The organism is Arthrobacter sp. 05T423 (genome assembly GCF_056396245.1).
The window spans coordinates 21,730-38,487 of record NZ_JBFTLC010000042.1 but is presented as its reverse complement, the minus strand read 5'-3'; the positions used below and the strand labels follow the sequence as shown (position 1 = coordinate 38,487).

Sequence of the window (16,758 nt, the reverse complement as noted above, 5' to 3'; positions counted from 1 at the left end):
CCATAATGACCGGGCACCAAGGCTCTGGGGTCAAGGGCGGCCGCCAGGCCGTCGCGCAGCGATTGCAGACCCTTGACGCCGGAGCCTTCGACCCGGCCACATGCACGACGCGGGGCGGCCGGACCTCTTTGACATCTATAGGAGCATCAATTTAGCGGCGGGCGAGACAGGCAAATTGGGCCGCGGCCCGGCGTCGGGAAAACAAAAGCGCGAACTGGCAGGTTACGCCCTCAAAACCGGGATTTGAGGGCATCTGCTGCTAGTTCGCGCTTGGGCGGGGACGTGCTAGCTGGCGCTCTTCTGTGCAACGAGCTCGATCTCCACGAGCATTTCCGGGTCCAGGAAGGGCAGCACGTGGACCAGCGAGAGCGTGGGGCGGATCTCGCCGAAGACCTCGCCGTGCGCACGGCCGGCGTCCTCCCACTTGCTGATGTCCGTCAGGTACAGCTTGGACTGCACGACGTCGGCGAGGGCGAAGCCGGCGTCGGTCAGGACGGTCTCCAGCTTCTGCAGAATGAACTGGGTCTGCTCGTAGAAGTCATTGCCGACGATGCCGTTCTCGCCGCTGGCCGAGGTGGCCGAGATGAAGAGCGTGTTGTCCACCTGGACCGCGCGGGAGTAGCCGAGCTTCTGTTCCCAGACCGAGCCGGTGCCGAACGTCTTGCGCATGCTGCTGCGCCTTTCACTAGGGGTTTTAAGTCGGCTCCACTCTAGGCGGGCTGGACGTCGAGCCTGAAAACCAGCAGCTTTATGTCGGTGCCGGGCACATACCAATCGCGCTCCGGTACCCGTCGGAAGCCTGTTTTCCGGTACAGCCCGTGGGCGCTCTCCCAGTCCCCGCCGGTGGTCAGCGCCACGGCACGGATCCCGTCCAGCGACCTGGCGTGCGCAAGGATCGCTTCGACCATGGCCAGGCCGGCGCCACTGCGCTGCACGGAGGGATCCACCACCAGCATGCGGAACTCAAGCTCGTCGCGCAGCGCGATATCGGCATACTTCCCACCGGCCAGCGCCAGCGTCACCGAGCCGACGATCGTGCCGGCGCGCTCCGCCACCCAGATGGTGGCCCGGTCCGCGCGGGTGGCCACGTCCTGGATCTGCTTCATGTACGGATGGTCCGCCGTCTCGAAGTAGCCGGCCGCCAGATAGGCGTCCCTGGTGATGCGGGCGATGTCCGCAAAGTCGGCGGGAACGGCGGGACGGACGGTGATCTGCGGCTGCACCCGTCAATGGTAGTGCCGGCAGCGCGATGCGCCGCGCGAAACAGCTGTTTCAGTGACAGACCTATCAGGTCCGCGCTGACACATGCGGCGTGGCCTGTCCTTTGTTTTCGGTGTAGACCCGCACCGTCGGCGGGAAGATAATTCCTGCACCGCACACCATCCAATGAAGGGAAGAGCCCATGAACGAGGAAGGGGCTCCGCGGCTGACCGTCGTGCAGCCCGGACAAGGCAGGGAAGCGCAACTCGGCGGCATCGGCGTCGTGTTCAAGCTCCTTGGCGAGGACACCAACCAGCAACTGTCCATCGTGGAACACCCGTTCCCGGTCGGCGCGCTGGTACCCCCGCATATCCACACCCGCGAAGACGAGTACTCGATCGTCATCGAGGGCGAAATAGGGTTCCGGTCCGGTGACCGCGAGGCGGTCCTGGGTGCAGGCGGGTACATCACCAAACCACGGAATGAACTTCACACCATGTGGAACGCGGGAAAGGTGCCCGCCCGCATGATTGAGGTGATCAGCCCGGCCGGATTTGAGCACTTCTTCTGGGGCCTCGCCAACCACATCGAAGCCGGACTGCCGGACCCCGAGACGGTCGAGAAACTCGCAGCCCACTTCGGCCTGCGCTTCGCCGAAGCGCCCTGGCTGCCAGACATTATCGCGCGCTACAACCTGACACCGCCGCAAATGTGAACCGCCCGGGCCACATTCGGCCCGGGCGGCGGCACGTGTGAACGCGGCACGTGTGAACTAGAGCGGGAACTTGCCGGACATCTCGAGCGTGCCCGCGCATGTCCAGGCTGACAGCCGTTCCTCGGCGGAGGGCCCTCCCTCGAGCGGGCTGGTGAGCCGCGGGCGCCGCACCCAGCATCCGGCTTCCTCGGCCACCAGCGCACCGGCGGCGAAGTCGTGTTCGTTCAGGCCCCGCTCACCGAAGGCATCGACTGTTCCGTCGGCGACCATGCACAGGTCCAGGGCCGCCGAGCCGAGCCGGCGCACATCGGCGAAGCCGTCCACGAAGCTGCCCAGCGCCGCGAACTGCTCCGCGCGCACCTCGGGGTCGTAGCTGAATCCGGTGGACAGGAGCTGGCCGGTGCGGCCGGGAACCGGACCGGTTAGCTGCACCCGCTTCCCGTCCTGTTCCAGCCACGCGCCGTGGCCCCGCGAGGCGTAGTACACACGCCCGAGCGCGGGCGCGTGCACGACGCCGGCCAGCCAGACGCCGTCGGAATCGGCAACCGCCACCGAGGTGGCGTAGTAAACGATGTTGCGGATGAAGTTGGTGGTGCCGTCGAGCGGATCAATGGACCACCGCAGCCCGGTCGGATCCTCGGGACGGGTTGTCCCGTGCTCCTCGCCGGTGATCACGTCGCCCGGACGCGCACTCCGGATGGCGGTGCGCACGGCTTCCTCGGCGGCAACATCGAAGGCGGTGACCCAGTCGCCGGCTTCGCCCTTGTTAGTCACCGTCCCCGAGTCCAGAGCGCCGCCGCTGCGTTCGGCAAGCACACCGGCACCGGCCGCCGCGGCGGCCTTGGCTACGTCGAGGAGCCCCGTTACGTCCAGGCGGCTTGCAGTATCCAGTGTCATTCGGAATCCTCCCCGTTACCCGAAACAGCGGTTGCCTCGGGATCGTCAGTTTCGGCGTCGGCCTCGACGGCGGCGGCGCCGGCCTCGTCAGCATTCGCCGGACCATTGGCCAGCAGCTCCCGGAAACCGTCCTCGTCCAGGATGGGCACACCCAACTGCTCGGCTTTGTCCCGCTTGGTGCCGCCGTTGTCACCGGCCACCAGATAGCTGGTCTTCTTCGACACCGACCCTGCCGCCTTGCCGCCCCGGACCAGGATGGCTTCCTTGGCCTCGTCGCGGCTGAAGCTTTCCAGGGTTCCGGTGACCACTACGGTCAAACCCTCGAGCGTGCGCGGAGTGGACTCGTCACGTTCGTCCTTCATGCGGACCCCGGCAGCTGCCCAGCGGTCGATGATTTCGACATGCCAGTCCTCGGCAAACCACTCCTTGAGCGCGGCTGCGATGGTGGGGCCGACGCCGTCCACGCTCGCGAGTTCTTCCTCGGATGCCTGCCGGATGGCGTCCATGGTGCCGAAGTGGTTGGCCAGGGCACGGGAGGCCCTCGGGCCGACGTGGCGGATGGAGAGCGCCACCAGGACGCGCCACAGCGGCTGTGTCTTGGCCTTTTCGAGTTCGGTGAAGAGCTTCCCGGTGGTGGCCGTCGGCTTGGACGGCGTCTTGGCCGTGCCCTTGCTGTAGAAGTAGGGCACCAGCTCGAACTCGCCGGTGGGAACACCCTTGGACCGCTTCTCGCGCCGGATCTTCACCGGTTCAAGGTCCTCCGGAGTCAGGTCAAAGAGGGCCGCCTCGCTGACCAGCGGCGGGACCTCAGGCTCCGTCGGCTGGGTCAGCGCGATCGCCGACTCCCAGCCCAGGGCCTCAATGTCGAACGCTCCCCGGCTGGCCACATGGAACACGCGCTCACGCAGCTGCGACGGGCAGGACTTGGCGTTGGGGCAGCGGATGTCCACGTCGCCTTCCTTCCCGGGAGCAAGCGGCGTGCCGCAGGATGGGCATTCCGTGGGCATCACGAAATCACGTACGGGTGGGTCCTGCTGGTCCCGGAGCGCCAGCACCGGGCCAACGATCTCCGGGATGACGTCCCCGGCTTTCCGGAGCACCACAATGTCGCCGATCTTGACGCCCTTGGCCTTGACCACGTCCTGGTTGTGCAGCGTGGCCATTCCCACAGTGGAGCCCGCCACCTTGACCGGTTCCATGATCCCGAACGGCGTGACCCGGCCGGTGCGCCCGACGTTGACGGCAATGTCCAGGAGCTTGGTGTGCACTTCCTCGGGCGGGTACTTATAGGCCACGGCCCAGCGCGGAACCCGGGTGGTGTAGCCCAGTGCGCGCTGGGTGGCGAAGTCGTCGACCTTCACCACGATGCCGTCGATCTCGTGGAGCAGGCTGTGCCGCTTGTCCCCGTAGTTGGCGATGAAGTCGAGTACCGCCGCCGGGCTGCCGAGAACCTCGAAGTACGGGCTGACCGGCAGCCCCCACTCCGCCAGCAGGCGGTAGGTCTCCGACTGGCTGGCGGCCTGTAGTCCCTCACGGGCACCGATCCCGTGGACGAACATCTGCAGCGGGCGCTTGGCGGTTTCCGCCGGGTCCTTCTGGCGGAGCGAGCCGGCCGCGGCATTGCGCGGGTTGGCCAGCGGCGCCTTGCCCGCCTCAATCAGCGCCTCGTTGAATTCGGCGAACGCCTTGGAGGGGATGAACACCTCGCCGCGGATTTCCACTTCGGCAGGAAAGCCGCTGCCTCGGAGCTGCTGCGGAATCTCATTGATGGTGAGCACGTTGTGCGTGATGTCCTCGCCGGTGGTGCCATCGCCGCGGGTGGCCGCCCGGACCAGCTTGCCGTCCCGGTAGAGCAGGTTTACGGCGAGGCCGTCGATTTTGAGCTCGGTCAGCCAGGCGGCCTGCGGATTGCCGGACTTGGCCACCCCCGCCTCCGCCTTGGCGATCCAGGCCTGCAGTTCCTCGATGGAGAACACGTCCTCCAGGCTGTACATGCGCTGGAGGTGTTCGACGGCGGCAAACGCCGCGGACACTTCCCCGCCTACCTCCTGGGTGGGCGAATCATTGGACACGAGCTCCGGATGCAGCGCCTCGAGTTCCTCCAGCCGGCGAAACAGCGCGTCGAACTCGGCATCCGAGACGAGCGGCTCGTCCTCCTGGTAGTACGCGAACCGGTACTTCCGGACGAGGTCCGCCAGGTTCTCGTACTCATCCCGTACCGACCCGGACGGAATCGCTTCCGGCTCAAGCTGGTCCGTTCCGGTGGCTGCGTTGTCTGTGGGGCCTGATGGTGTGCTCACAGACCTATCTTGCCCTACAGGCCGGACATTTTTCCGTGCCTGCAGAGCCCTACCAGTGGCCGGCGAGGCGGTTCCTGCTCCACAGCGCGAAGGCCAGCCCGCCAAGGCCCACCAGGAGGACGCCCCCCATGACGGCAAACAGGCCGAAGATACCGATGCCGGACCCCTTGTCGGCCACTACGACGGCGGCGGCCTGGCTCGCCTGGGCCTGGGTGGCGATCGGCTTGGTCCAGCTGGACTCGGCCGCCGGGGTGGAGGACGACGACGGGCCCGGGCTGGCGGAGGCCGTCGCCGCCGCGGAAGCAAAGGGTGTTGCCACCGGCACCGCCACCCCGGCGTCGGCCACCGGTGCGGCCGGGAGGACGGGCGCGGGTACGGCAGCCGAATCGACGGGTGCCGGACCAACGCGCGGCGCCGCAGGCGCCACCGGCTGTGCGGGCGCCGGGGCAGGAGCGGGTGCGGGGGCCTTCCGGGCCGGCGGCGGCGCCGGAGCAGGCGCCGGGGAAGACGGGGCGACAGGAACCGGCGTCGTCGGGGCCGGGGAACCGGACGACGGCGGTGCGATGGGAGCGGGCGACGCCGTGCACTGTTGCTCCGGAAGACAGGCTGCCTGGGCCGCTCCGGCGGCGCCGGTCACAGCCGTGAGAGCCAGCATGGCAGCGGCGATTCCGGGCAGCAGCGCGCCCCGCAGAAGAGGAAGACGGATCATGGGTACCTTTGCAGCCGCGCAGGACACTCCCGCACTGTGTTTGTCCCGGGTATCTTCCTACAGTCCTGCCCGGCGCGCCAAATTGACTACTGCCGGTTTTCCGGCGGCAATGCGACCTGGAGCTTGCGAACCTTGCCCCTGCCCACGATGTAACCGCGTCCCGGAATGAAGTCGTTGCCCACCCGTCCGAGTGACGTATTCAGCAGGCTGTCGCCGTCGATATCGCCCGGATTGATAAGGAGTCCCCGCCGGCCCGACCTGAAGGGCTGTGCCAGCGACCACGCCGATGACCAGGTGGACGTTTCGGATTCCCCGACCACCCACTGGTCGGCCTTGATGGACGCCGCCACGAGCCTTTCGATGCCGGACTCGGCCAGGGTGTCCGTGAACTCCGTGAGTCCTTCGATGAAGATGGCCACCTTGCCGGGATTGGCCGAGGCGTGGTCGGCGAGCGCTTCCACGGCCTCCTCGACGTCGTCGGCCCCCACCAGCGAGCGGTCCCAGACCGGCAGGGACGCCACGGCGGACTTCCGGGCGGCCAGGTAAACCAGTTCGGTGCCGGGATTGGACCGGCGCAGCGCATACGCCATGGTCACGAGGGCCACGGTCCGGCCGGCGCCCGGCGGGCCGGCAAGCAGCAGCGGGCCCTTGGCCATGAGCGTTGCCGGCTGCAGCGTTTCGTCGTCCACACCGATCACGGGAAGGTCCGGCAGCCCGGCTGGCAGGATGTCCAGGTCGATCTGCTCGGGGAGCCGCTCGATCCGCGGAGCCCTTTCCACGCCCTGGCGGAGCATCGCCTCGCTGAGTTTATGGACTTCGCGCGCCTGCAGGGCCAGGTTGGAGTTGCCGCCGAGGACGGCGAGCTGCACCTCGTGGCCGCCGAGCAGCCCGCGGCCCGGAGGCGAGGCCTGGCCCAGGACGTCCTTGGGCACGTCCATGGTCAGGTAGTCGTCCTCGGCGGACAGCCGGAGCACCAGCCGCCGCTGGATGGAGGCAAGCAACGACGCCGGCACGGAGTTGGGGCGGTCACCGGTGACGACGAGGTGGATGCCCAGGGGACGCCCGTCGGTGGCGAGCTGCAGGAAGAGGTCCCAGAGGCTGGAAAGCTTGCTGTATTCATAGGCCTCGCGGAAGGCCGACATGCCGTCGACCAGCACGAAGATGCGCTTTTCATCGGGCAGGCCGGCGAGCTCGCGGTACTCCCCGATCGTGGAGGCGCGGACCTCGGCGAAACGGCGTGCCCGGTCCTCGGCGAGCTCGCTGAGCCAGCGGAGGAGCCTGCCCACGCGCTCCACGTCGTCGCCGTCGATGATTCCGCCCACGTGCGGAAGCTCCTCGAGCATCTTGAGCCCGGCGGAGCCGCAGTCGATCCCGTAGACATGGACCGGTCCCCCGCGGGGCGTGACGGCGGCGGCGATGGCGATTCCCCGCAGGGCCGCGGACTTGCCGGCGCCACCTGTGCCGTAGACGGCCATGTTCCCGTCTTTGTCCGGTTCATAGAAGACGGTGGGCTGGTCCTGGTGGGCGGGGTCGTCCGCCACACCCAGCAGGAGCCGTTCGTCGGTGCGCGGGTTGGGCAGCAGCGAGAAGTCGTAGGTGGTGGCCAGTTCGTTCAGCCACGGCTTCCGCGGCGGTTCGATGGCCAGCCGGTCCGCCGCGGCGATGACGTTGGCGGTCATCCTGGCAATGTCGTTGGGCCCGGCCGGTTCGTCCGGCACGGCGGTGTCAGGGGCTGGAGTTTCCCAGGCTGGACCGGACCCGAAGGCCATTTCCACGATGTCGATCTGCGGGTTCTGCGGCCTTTCGGTGGTCCAGCCGCCGGCGTACCCCGTCTGGAAACCCTGGATGCGGCCGGGGCCGGTTTTCGCCGCGCCGCGGCCGGGAATGGAGGGGTCGAAGTACGCGGCATCCGGCACGCCCAGGATGTCCGTGGCGTCGTCCTCGTCGGCCATGCGCAGCGCCACCCGAAGGTTCGTGTTGGCGCGCAGGCTTTCCTTGATGACGCCGGCGGGGCGCTGCGTGGCGAGGATCAGGTGCAGGCCCAGGGACCGGCCGCGGGCGGCCACGTCCACCACGCCGTCCACGAACTCGGGCACCTCGGTGGCCAGGGCGGCGAATTCATCCACCACGATCACCAGGTAGGGCGGGGCCTCGGGGTCCGCCTCGCGCTGCAGTGCGAGCAGGTCCTTGGCCTTTTTCCTGTTGAGCAGGCGTTCCCGGTAGTGGAGCTCAGCCCGCAGCGAGGTGAGGGCGCGGCGCACGAGGTGTGGCGAAAGGTCGGTCACCAGGCCCACGGTGTGCGGCAGGCGGACGCAGTCGGCAAACGCGGCGCCGCCCTTGTAGTCCACGAACAGGAAGCTGACGCGGTCCGGGCTGTACGCGGTGGCCATGCCCATGACCCACGACTGTAGGAACTCGGACTTGCCGGCGCCGGTGGTGCCGCCAACGAGAGCATGCGGGCCCTCGTTCTTGAGGTCCAGGTGCAGCGGCTCCACACCCTTGGAACCCACCAGGGCACGCAGCGAACCGTTGTCCTTGCGGTTCGCGGCGGCGGTCGACCGGACGGAGTTGTTCTCCTGCCAGCGTTCCGCCACGGCCTGCGGGTTGTCGAGAAAGTCCTTGCCCACCAGCGCCGCATAAGACACCGCCCGGGGAAGGTTCGAGTCGTCCTCCACCGGTTTGCCGGCGTCGACCACGGGCGAGAGCATGCGGGCCAACTGGCCTGCCAGTTCGGCATCGAGGCTTTCACAGCTCACGGGGTAGGTGTGGCGCCCCAGCCGGACATGGCCGGTGGTGGTGCCGTGCTCGCCGTCCACTGCCATGAAGTCACGGCAGGCGGCCGGAAGGGATTCGACGCCGGCAGCCACCCACAGGACATGGACACCGGTATCGGGTCCGCGCTCCACGAGCCGGGTCAGCCGGCCGCGGTCCACGGGGGCATCATCCTCGACGATCACCAGCACCGACGGCAGCACCGACGGCGGAACGTCTGCGGCTTCCTCCGTGATGCCGGGCCGGTGCATAGGACCCTGCAAACGGGCGCCCTGTGACCGCATGGCGCCCTCCCGGAGTTCCACCAGGTCCTCGACCCGGGCCAGCAGGCTGGTGCCGCCTGCCGAGCCGGCCGCCAGGTGGTCGCCGCTGAGGGGGCTATGGCTGGAGCCGACGTGCGGCAGCCACTGCAGCCAGTTCCAGCGTTCCCGGGACCGGGCCGAGGTGATGGCGGCCACGGCAACTTCCGCCGGGGAATGAAGGCCCACGAGCTGCAGCACCACGCCCCGTGCCACCTCATCAACCAGTCCGCGCGGACCGGCAAGGCCGAAGGAGCCGGCGGACCGGAGCTGGGACACCACCGGCACACCCTCGATCTGCCGGAACTGGTCCAGGCAGTCCTCGATCTCGCGCCGGTATTCTGTCTCGGTTTCCGCGGTGTTCGGCTCCTCGAACGGAATCCGGGAAGGCACCGTGCCGAGCCCGAACCGGAGCGCCAGGAACCCGGAGTGCTCCGGCCGGTGGGTCCAAAGCAGCGGGCCAAGCTTGTAGATGGAGTCGACGGTATCGCTGACGGACGGCGCTTCCTGGAGCCGGACGGCCCGCTCCACCCGCTGCAGTTCTGTGGTTTCCTGGCGGAAAGCGGCCATCGCCGTCCGGAACTCCTTCAGCTGTACCTTGCGCTCCCGTTTGCTTTGCAGCTTCTGGTCCACGTAATGGCCCACGATGAACAGCGGCATCATCAGCATGAACAGCATGGACAGCAGGCTCTGGGTCACCGCGAAAAGGACCGCGCCCATCATCAGCGGCGCGATCAGCATGATGAAGGGGAAAGGGTGGTGGTCCTGCCGCTTAGGTCCGGCGGGGGGCACCCGCTTGCCGGGGGCAAACCGGGGCACCACCCGCGGGGAGCGGTTGAAGTCCACGAGGGGCGACGTCGGGGCTGCCGCGCCGCTGCGTGCCAGCGGCACCACGGTCAGCTCGGTGTCGCCGAGCATGACAGTGTCGGAGGAATTCAGCGTGGCGCGCGTGACGGGCAGTCCGTCCATCTGGAGGCCGTTGGCGGAGTTCGTGTCGACGATTTCGATGCTCTCGCCCACGGTGATCCGGGCGTGCCGCTTGGACGTCAGGGGGTCGGTGAGCCGGACGTCCACGTCCCGGTCCCGGCCGATGTAGCTGGTGCCGGAGGGCAGCGAAAATTCCCGTCCGACGTCGGGACCGGAGACTATGCGCAGGGTCGCGGCGGCCGGACCGCGGTCCGAGGCGGGGCCGGCGTCGTTCGGGTTACCGAAATGGCTGCTGACCCGGGTGAGCGAAACGACCGACCCGGGCCGTAGCCCGGATTCGAGGAGGTTGTCCGCCCGGTCCAGGACGATGCCGCGCATGCCGCCGGCCACGAATGCCTCGTCGATCCGGAGTGAAAGGTTCGGCGGTGCGGGCTCCTGCCGCCGGGCGGGGTCGGCCGTCCACAGTTCGGTGGCGATGTCCGCGACGGTGGCCCGGCCGTCCACGGTGACGGCCAGGTCCTTGGCCTCCGCGGGGTCCCTGCGCAGGGTCAGTCGGATCCTCATGCGTCGCTGTCCCCGCGCATCTTTTCGAGCAGGTGAAGGTCGCCGGCGGTGACCAGGTGCGAGGTGACTGCGTGTTCCACGAGGCGTGCGCGGCGGTTGGTGGCGAGCTTGCCGCCACCGCCGCGGAGGCCGGCCACTCCAGCACGGTCCAGTTTGTCGCACACGTTATCCAGCTTGCGGTTGAAACGGGTGAGGGCCCAGCCGAGGGCCCGGGCCGCCTCCGCGGAGGACGGAATGGCGCTGAAGCCGGTGCCTTCGCGCCGGAGCATGGGTTCCGCGAGCGCGACGATGAGGGCTTTCTGGGAGTCAGTGAAGACCACCGGGCCGATGGTGGTGTCCCCGCCGCTGGATTCGCTGCTGGTCTCCTGCCGGAACTGCGGCGTTTTCAGGTGGACGGCGAATTCATAGGTGGTTGGCCCGGCGGTGAAGATGACGCTGGTATGACTGAAGACGAGCGGCAGCCGGGCGCCCGGCGAGAGCCATGCCTGCATGCCGCCGGATCCGTCGGCCACCGTGGCGGAGAGCCGGCTGCCCACGTTGCTGAGCCACCAGATGCCGTCATACCTGGCAATCTGCAGGAAGCGCCGGTGCAGGTACGGGTTGTCGTCCACCTCGAGGTCGCCCTCGCGGCCGATGCTGAAGATGTCCTCTTCGGTCGGCTCGTACCACTCGCCGCAGAAATCTATGGCCAGGTCTCCCATGTTTTCCTGTCTTGTTGTTGGGGCAGTTGATGCCGGGCGGCTCATTGCGCTGCCAGTGCTATCGCTGGCGCGTGCTATCGGCAGGCGATGGAGTCCTCGCCGGCCGGTGATGCGGATCCGTCGCTGCGGACGATGATCACCTGGACGCAGGTGGGTTCCGCCGGGTTCGCCGTGACGTCCACCCGGGTGGCCGACGTCGACAGGTAGCTTCCGCCGCCCTTGACCGTCTTGATCCGCCACTTGTAGGTGTCCGCGGGTTTCGGCTGCGGGTTGGTCCAGGTGAAGCGGACCTTCCCCTGCGCGCCGGCAGTGCCGGCGAGCTTTGCGACGTCGGGCACGGACCCGTCGTCGACGGCGTCGGCGGGCTGCTTGCTGACCGTTTCGGTGGGCCGGGCCTCCGGCTGCGGCGCGGCTGATGCCACCACAATCCCCACGATGACCGCCAGCACCAGCAGCGTTCCACCGGAGATGGCGAGCCACAGATTGCGTTTCCCGTGGTCCGCAGGCCGGTTTCCGGGCTGGCCGCGTGCGTCATCCTCCCCAACCGTGGGCCGGATGCTGCGCAGGACCGTGGCATCGGCCCAGTCGCCGGCGGCAGGTGCAATGAACGGCGCAGGCTCCCGCGCCGGCCCCGGCGCCGGTGCAGCAGGGCCCGGCGACCGCCCAATAACCGGTCCCGGCCCCGGATTCCGCGCAGGGGTTGATGCGGCGGTGCCTCCCCCGTTCAGCGGTTGGGTGCGGGCCGGGAAGGTGGGGGCGCTTCCGGTCCGGTCCGGGTCTATGGAGGCGACATTCCGGACGCGCGTTTCCTCCACGCCGTCGTCCGCGTGCACGTCGTCCTGCTGGCGTTCCTCGAGCACTTCGAACGGCGTGACGGACAGGTTGAGCTCGGCCTGGATCCGCTGGAGTGCGAGGGCGAAGGCGTGGGCCGACGAATAGCGTGAGGCCGGCGATTTGGCCATCGCCGTTGCCAGTGCCAGTTCGAGGGATTCCGGCACGTCGGCACGGCCCAGCCGGGGCACTGGGACGTTGGTGATGCGCGAGATGAGCTCGCGCTGGGAGTTGTCGGCTCCCGGCAGCACGAACGGCGACCGTCCGGCGAGCAGCGTGTAGAGCGTGGCGCCGAGGGCCCACACGTCCACCAGCACGCCGTCGACATTGCCGTCCCTGAACTGCTCCGGCGGGGACCACGGGATGGACATCCCGGCGTCCTCGTCGACGTCGCCGGCCAGCGTGCCGGAGATGCCGAAGTCGGTGAGGGCCGGGCGGTTGTAGTCGGTGACCAGGATATTGGCGGGCTTGATGTCCCGGTGGGCGATGCCGGCCCGGTGCGCCGTTTCGACGGCGGAGGCCACCTGGATGCCGACGGCCAGGACTTCATCCACGCTGAAGCGCTGCCGGCGGTACCGGACGTCCAGGCTTGGCCGCGAGCAGAACTCCATGGCCAGGTAGGAGTGGCCGTCCTCGGTGACCTCGGCTTCAAAGATGGTGACGATGAAGGGGTGCGAAGACAGCTGCGCCATCAGGTTGGCCTCGGACTCAAACCGGCGGCGGGCGCCGTCCGTCTTGAGGCCGGACAGCAGCACCTTCACGGCCACCTTGCGGCGCGGCCGGTCCTGCTCGTAGAGGTAGACGTCGGAGAAGCCGCCCGATCCGAGCAGGCTCACGTAGCTGAAACCGGGGATGCGGGGCGGTGGCGCCGCCGGCCGCTTGGAACTCACAGGATCTCCTCAAAACGCAACGAAACGTCATCGCCGAGTTCTGCGATATCGCCGTCCAGGACAATGGCCATTTCATTCTGGGCGAGGCGCCGCGGCGGTTGCCCCACGCGGACCAGCACGGTGCCGTTGGTGGCTTTCAGGTCGCACAGCATCACGTGCCAGCCCTCCAGCCGGACCTCCACGTGCGACCTCGAGATGTCGCCGCCGGGGCTGGCCACCTGGACCAGCCGCGGCATGGTGCCGCCCTGGACCCTGGACACGGACGGCTGCCGTCCGATCACCAGCGACTGTTCGAGCTCGATCAGCTCCCCCGTGGACAGCCGCAGCCGGCCCAGCCTGGGGCGCGGCACTTGGACGGCGACGTCCGGAAGCTGCGCCCCGCAGGTGAAACACTGGCCGCTGGTGGGAGGGTTGGCGTGGCCGCCCGGGCACACCCGGGCCAGCACGACGGGGCCGGTGCCCGCCCCAACGCCCTGGCCGGGTTCCTGACCCTGTCCAGCCTGCTGCGCTCCGGAGGTGGGAAGATCGCTCTTCAGGATGGTCTGCCCGTCGTGGTCCCCTTCAGCTGCCTCACCGGACCCGGGAACGGCAATGAACGACGGCGGCGTCTGTGCTCCTGCGAACGACGCCGGGACCTCCCGTGCCGGGGCACGGCCGCCGCCGGTCGCCCACGGCACCGAATCGATCAGCCCCGCCGGTGAAGGGGCTGACGGGGGTGCCGGAACGGCCGTTCCCTGTCCGGCCGTGTCTGGATCGCCTGTTTCCCTGCCCGCCGTCCCTGGAACAGCCGTCTCCCCCACTGCCGGAGCACCGCCGTCGTCCTCCTGGCCGGTCCGCACGGCGGCGTCCTCAATGCTGCGAACCACGGTCTTGTCCCAGAGGTGGTCGTACGAGCCGGTGAGCTCGGTGGCCGGATTGTCCTCCAGCGCAGGTGCCGCCTGCACCGGTACTTCCTGATTCGGTGCGTCCTGCGGCAGTGCTTCGTGCGGCGGAGCGTCCTCGGGCGGTGTCCCGGGAGGGACGGCGCCGGCCTCGGTGAATCCCGTGACGGTTTCCTGCAGCCCCACAACAGTTTCTGCCGAAGCTTCATCCCCTGCCCCTGCCGTCAAGGGCAGGTCCTCGCCGGGCGCCATCATGGTCTCGGCCGACGCCTCCGAAGAAGCCTCCGAAGAAATTGCAACGTTGTCCGGCGCACCTGTCAGGGAACTGCCGGGTCCGGTGACGCTGACGCAGAGAGACTGCAGAAGCACGGCCCCTTCCACGACGGGCAATGCCTGCACTGTAGGCACCGCGGCTGCAGCCACGGCAACGCTGAACCACTCGGGTGCGTCCAGCCACCGCTCGGTCCAGGTGGTGACGTTCCGGCCGTCGAGGGTCACCGGACCCGACGGCAGCTGGACCGTCAGGTCGATGTCGCCGCGCAGGAATACCCGCAGCGACTCGCTATACCCGATGATCCCGAACCACGGGCTGGCGGACAGCGGTGCGCCTAACCCTCCCGCCACCGCATGGAGTACCTCGGCCGCGTCCGGGCGCCCCGCAAGCATGTCCCACACCGTGCTGACCAGCGGCACCGGGGTGGCGGGGTCCAGGATCACCACAGTTCCCGACCTGATGAGGCCTAGCCACCCGCCGGGGACGTAGCTAGCTGCGGCCATTGGCAGCGTCCTCGCCTCCGGCACGCGGCAGCGTGTCCTCCTCTTCGGCGTCGGCGGCAGCCCTGGGCGCCGTCGTGGCCACACCGGCATCGTTGAGCACGTTCCTGGCGTCGACGACGATCACGGTGATGTTGTCCCGCCCTCCACGCCGCAATGCCGCCTGGATGAGCGCGTCCACGGCCTCCTGCGGGTCCTCGACCGTGCTGAGGACGTCCCGTATCTGTTCGTCGGTCAGTTCCCCGTTAAGGCCGTCCGAGCACACCATCATCCGGTCGCCTTCCTCTATCGGCAGGAGCCAGTAATCGGCCTCGGTCTCGTCGCCCGCGCCCAGCGCGCGCGTCACGACGTGCCGGCGGGGATGCACGGCGGCCTCCTCGGCGGTGATCTCGCCGCGCTCGACGAGCTCCTGGACCTCGGAGTGATCCACGCTTACCTGGGCGAGCCGGCCCCGGCTCAGCCGGTAGGTCCGGGAATCCCCGATGTTCATCACCAGCCAGTAGGGAACGCCCATCTGCTCCACCACCACCACGCCGCTGAGGGTGGTTCCCGCCCGCGAGCCGGTGGCTGTGCGGATGGATTCGTCGGCGCCGGCCAGGTACTGCTGCAGCACGCCGGCGGTGGCCGTTCGCTCCCCCGTGGCCAACTGCGGCAGCTGGGCCAGCGCCCGCACGCACATGCCGCTGGCCACCTCGCCGGCTTCATGGCCGCCCATGCCGTCTGCGACGGCGAATATGGGGTCCGCGGCAATGTAGGAGTCCTCATTGAGCTCGCGGCGGAGGCCTCGGTCCGTTCCGTAGCCGTAGCTCAGCTTGAGGCCGGGCTCGCTGCCGGTCTCTGGGGTGCCGGCCGCCTGCTGTGAATTCATGCGTGTCCTACGTTCAAGGTGCGGTCCCCGAAATGAACTGTGGTTCCGGGGCTGACAAATGCGGGCACGCCCGGCTGCAGCGCTGTGCGCATGCCGTCGGGTGTGGTGACGGCGCTGCCGTTGGTCGAGTGGCGGTCGGTGACCCAGACGCCCGTGCCGTCCTTGAGCAGGTGGAGGTGCGTCTTGGAAATGGTCCTGCCGTGATCCGGGACCGGCAGCAGCTGCACCTGCGATTCCCCGGCAGCGGGGGCAGGGTTCCGGCCGATCAGGACCGTCTGTTCCAGGCGGAAGTCGCGGCCGTCGTCCAGCGTTATCCTCAGCAACGCCTCAGGCGCGTCCTGGCGCACCCCGGCGCGCACCTGGGTGCGGTCCATGGCGTCGTCCGGGTGAACAGGGTTGTCCGGGTGAATCGGGTTATCCGGGTGAATCTGGTTATCCGGGTGAACTGGGGGTACGGGGTGAATTGTGGCTGCAGGCGGTGCTGCCTCAACCGTGGTCGGAGAAGCAACCCTGGTCGGAGAAGCAACCGGCGAGGCCACCTGCTGCACCGGCGGAAGATCCAGGGGCGCGAAACTGTGCGGTCCTTCGATGCCGCCGGTAGCGACGGGATTGCGGCCGGCGGCGACGTCAAAGACGAGGGTTTTGGCGGCGCGGTCATGCCATCCACGGAGGCCGCCGTTCCGGTCCCAGGCGCTGGACACCACGACCACCACAGCCCAGGCCGCCCCGAGGAGAACCAACGGTCCCAGGATCAGCAGGGCGGCGTCGAACCACTTGAAAGCTGCCACCAGTACTGCGGCAAGGACAGCCAGCAGGATGCCGGCACCGGTCACGATGCCACGGAGGAACACAGCGCCCAGGCCCGGCGCGTACCCGTCCCTGTCGGCGCTGCGGATGCCCATGAGCTGGTTGCCGATGGTGTTGCCGGAGCGGCCCTCGACACTTGCGACGGCGAACGCGTACACCAAGGTCAGTCCGGCTCCAATGCTCCCCAGGAGCGCCAGCATGCTTGTGTCGTAGATGATGAGCCCGGCGCTGCGGGTGCTCGTGATGCCGGCGAAGCCGAAAGACAGCAGAACCGTCAGGATGGCCACCGGTGCCAGCCAGTCGAGGACGGCGGCGCCGAGACGCTTGCCCGGCGCCGCCGGAACCAGCGTAAGCGTGCCTGACATGTCCGATCCTTCCCCCAGCCCTACCGGGATGCTACCGGGAATCGGGGCGGCTTGCCTCCCGCCCCGGCCGGCAGTGACTCCCCAAACGGGCAAGACTCCTCCGCCGGGGCGGGCTTCGCCGTTAGACGGGCCTTCTCCGTCGGGCCGGACCGCCCGGTCGAGCCCGGCACCGCGGTGCACCGCTCCCCGATTGGGCAGCGGCGTCCCGCACGCGCCGCAAAAGCTGGCCCCAGTACGGACCGGCTGTCCGCAGCGCAC

12 protein-coding genes are annotated in these 16,758 nt (G+C 68.7%); 1 reads left to right on the top strand and 11 read right to left on the bottom strand.

Going from position 1 to position 16,758, the window contains the following annotated elements; genetic code table 11:
• Nucleotides 1–285 precede the first annotated feature (285 nt).
• Nucleotides 286–669, bottom strand: a complete 384-nt coding sequence (locus tag AC1DFE_RS21800) for a RidA family protein (protein WP_476907939.1) — start codon at nt 667–669, stop codon at nt 286–288.
• A 41-nt stretch (nt 670–710) separates the two neighbouring features.
• Nucleotides 711–1,223 (bottom strand): GNAT family N-acetyltransferase, encoded by a 513-nt coding sequence (locus AC1DFE_RS21795; protein ID WP_476907938.1) that lies wholly within the window; start codon nt 1,221–1,223, stop codon nt 711–713.
• 179 nt (nt 1,224–1,402) lie between these two features.
• Between AC1DFE_RS21795 and AC1DFE_RS21790 the strand changes: the two genes are divergently transcribed.
• On the top strand, nt 1,403–1,915 hold the full coding sequence (locus AC1DFE_RS21790) for a cupin domain-containing protein (RefSeq protein ID WP_214850439.1): 513 nt from the start codon (nt 1,403–1,405) through the stop codon (nt 1,913–1,915).
• A 57-nt stretch (nt 1,916–1,972) separates the two neighbouring features.
• Here AC1DFE_RS21790 and AC1DFE_RS21785 read toward each other — a convergent pair whose 3' ends face one another.
• The 9 genes from AC1DFE_RS21785 to AC1DFE_RS21745 form a co-directional block, all read right to left on the bottom strand.
• Complete coding sequence (locus AC1DFE_RS21785) at nt 1,973–2,812, bottom strand: inositol monophosphatase family protein (RefSeq protein ID WP_476907937.1); 840 nt, start codon at nt 2,810–2,812, stop codon at nt 1,973–1,975.
• The gene (gene ligA / locus AC1DFE_RS21780; RefSeq protein WP_476907936.1) at nt 2,809–5,112 is read right to left on the bottom strand and encodes an NAD-dependent DNA ligase LigA; all 2,304 of its coding nucleotides are present in this window, start codon (nt 5,110–5,112) and stop codon (nt 2,809–2,811) included. Before ligA ends, AC1DFE_RS21785 begins: the two co-directional genes overlap by 4 nt.
• Nucleotides 5,113–5,161: 49 nt before the next feature.
• Nucleotides 5,162–5,821 carry a hypothetical protein gene (locus AC1DFE_RS21775; protein ID WP_476907935.1) on the bottom strand — a complete coding sequence of 220 codons (660 nt, stop codon included), beginning with the start codon at nt 5,819–5,821 and terminating at the stop codon, nt 5,162–5,164.
• Nucleotides 5,822–5,907: 86 nt separating this feature from the next.
• Nucleotides 5,908–10,383, bottom strand: a complete 4,476-nt coding sequence (locus tag AC1DFE_RS21770; RefSeq protein ID WP_476907934.1) for an FtsK/SpoIIIE domain-containing protein — start codon at nt 10,381–10,383, stop codon at nt 5,908–5,910.
• Nucleotides 10,380–11,084: a hypothetical protein gene (locus tag AC1DFE_RS21765; protein ID WP_476907933.1), complete on the bottom strand. Its 705-nt coding sequence runs from the start codon at nt 11,082–11,084 to the stop codon at nt 10,380–10,382. Before AC1DFE_RS21765 ends, AC1DFE_RS21770 begins: the two co-directional genes overlap by 4 nt.
• A 74-nt stretch (nt 11,085–11,158) precedes the next feature.
• Nucleotides 11,159–12,805, bottom strand: coding sequence for a serine/threonine-protein kinase (locus AC1DFE_RS21760; protein WP_476907932.1), 1,647 nt, complete (start codon nt 12,803–12,805; stop codon nt 11,159–11,161).
• A complete protein-coding gene (locus AC1DFE_RS21755) occupies nt 12,802–14,463 on the bottom strand; it encodes an FHA domain-containing protein (protein WP_476907931.1) in 1,662 nt (553 codons plus the stop codon). The genes AC1DFE_RS21760 and AC1DFE_RS21755 overlap by 4 nt, the downstream gene beginning before the upstream one ends.
• The gene (locus AC1DFE_RS21750) at nt 14,450–15,328 is read right to left on the bottom strand and encodes a PP2C family protein-serine/threonine phosphatase (protein WP_476907930.1); all 879 of its coding nucleotides are present in this window, start codon (nt 15,326–15,328) and stop codon (nt 14,450–14,452) included. The genes AC1DFE_RS21755 and AC1DFE_RS21750 overlap by 14 nt, the downstream gene beginning before the upstream one ends.
• Nucleotides 15,325–16,758, bottom strand: a complete 1,434-nt coding sequence (locus AC1DFE_RS21745) for an RDD family protein (RefSeq protein WP_476907929.1) — start codon at nt 16,756–16,758, stop codon at nt 15,325–15,327. The genes AC1DFE_RS21750 and AC1DFE_RS21745 overlap by 4 nt, the downstream gene beginning before the upstream one ends.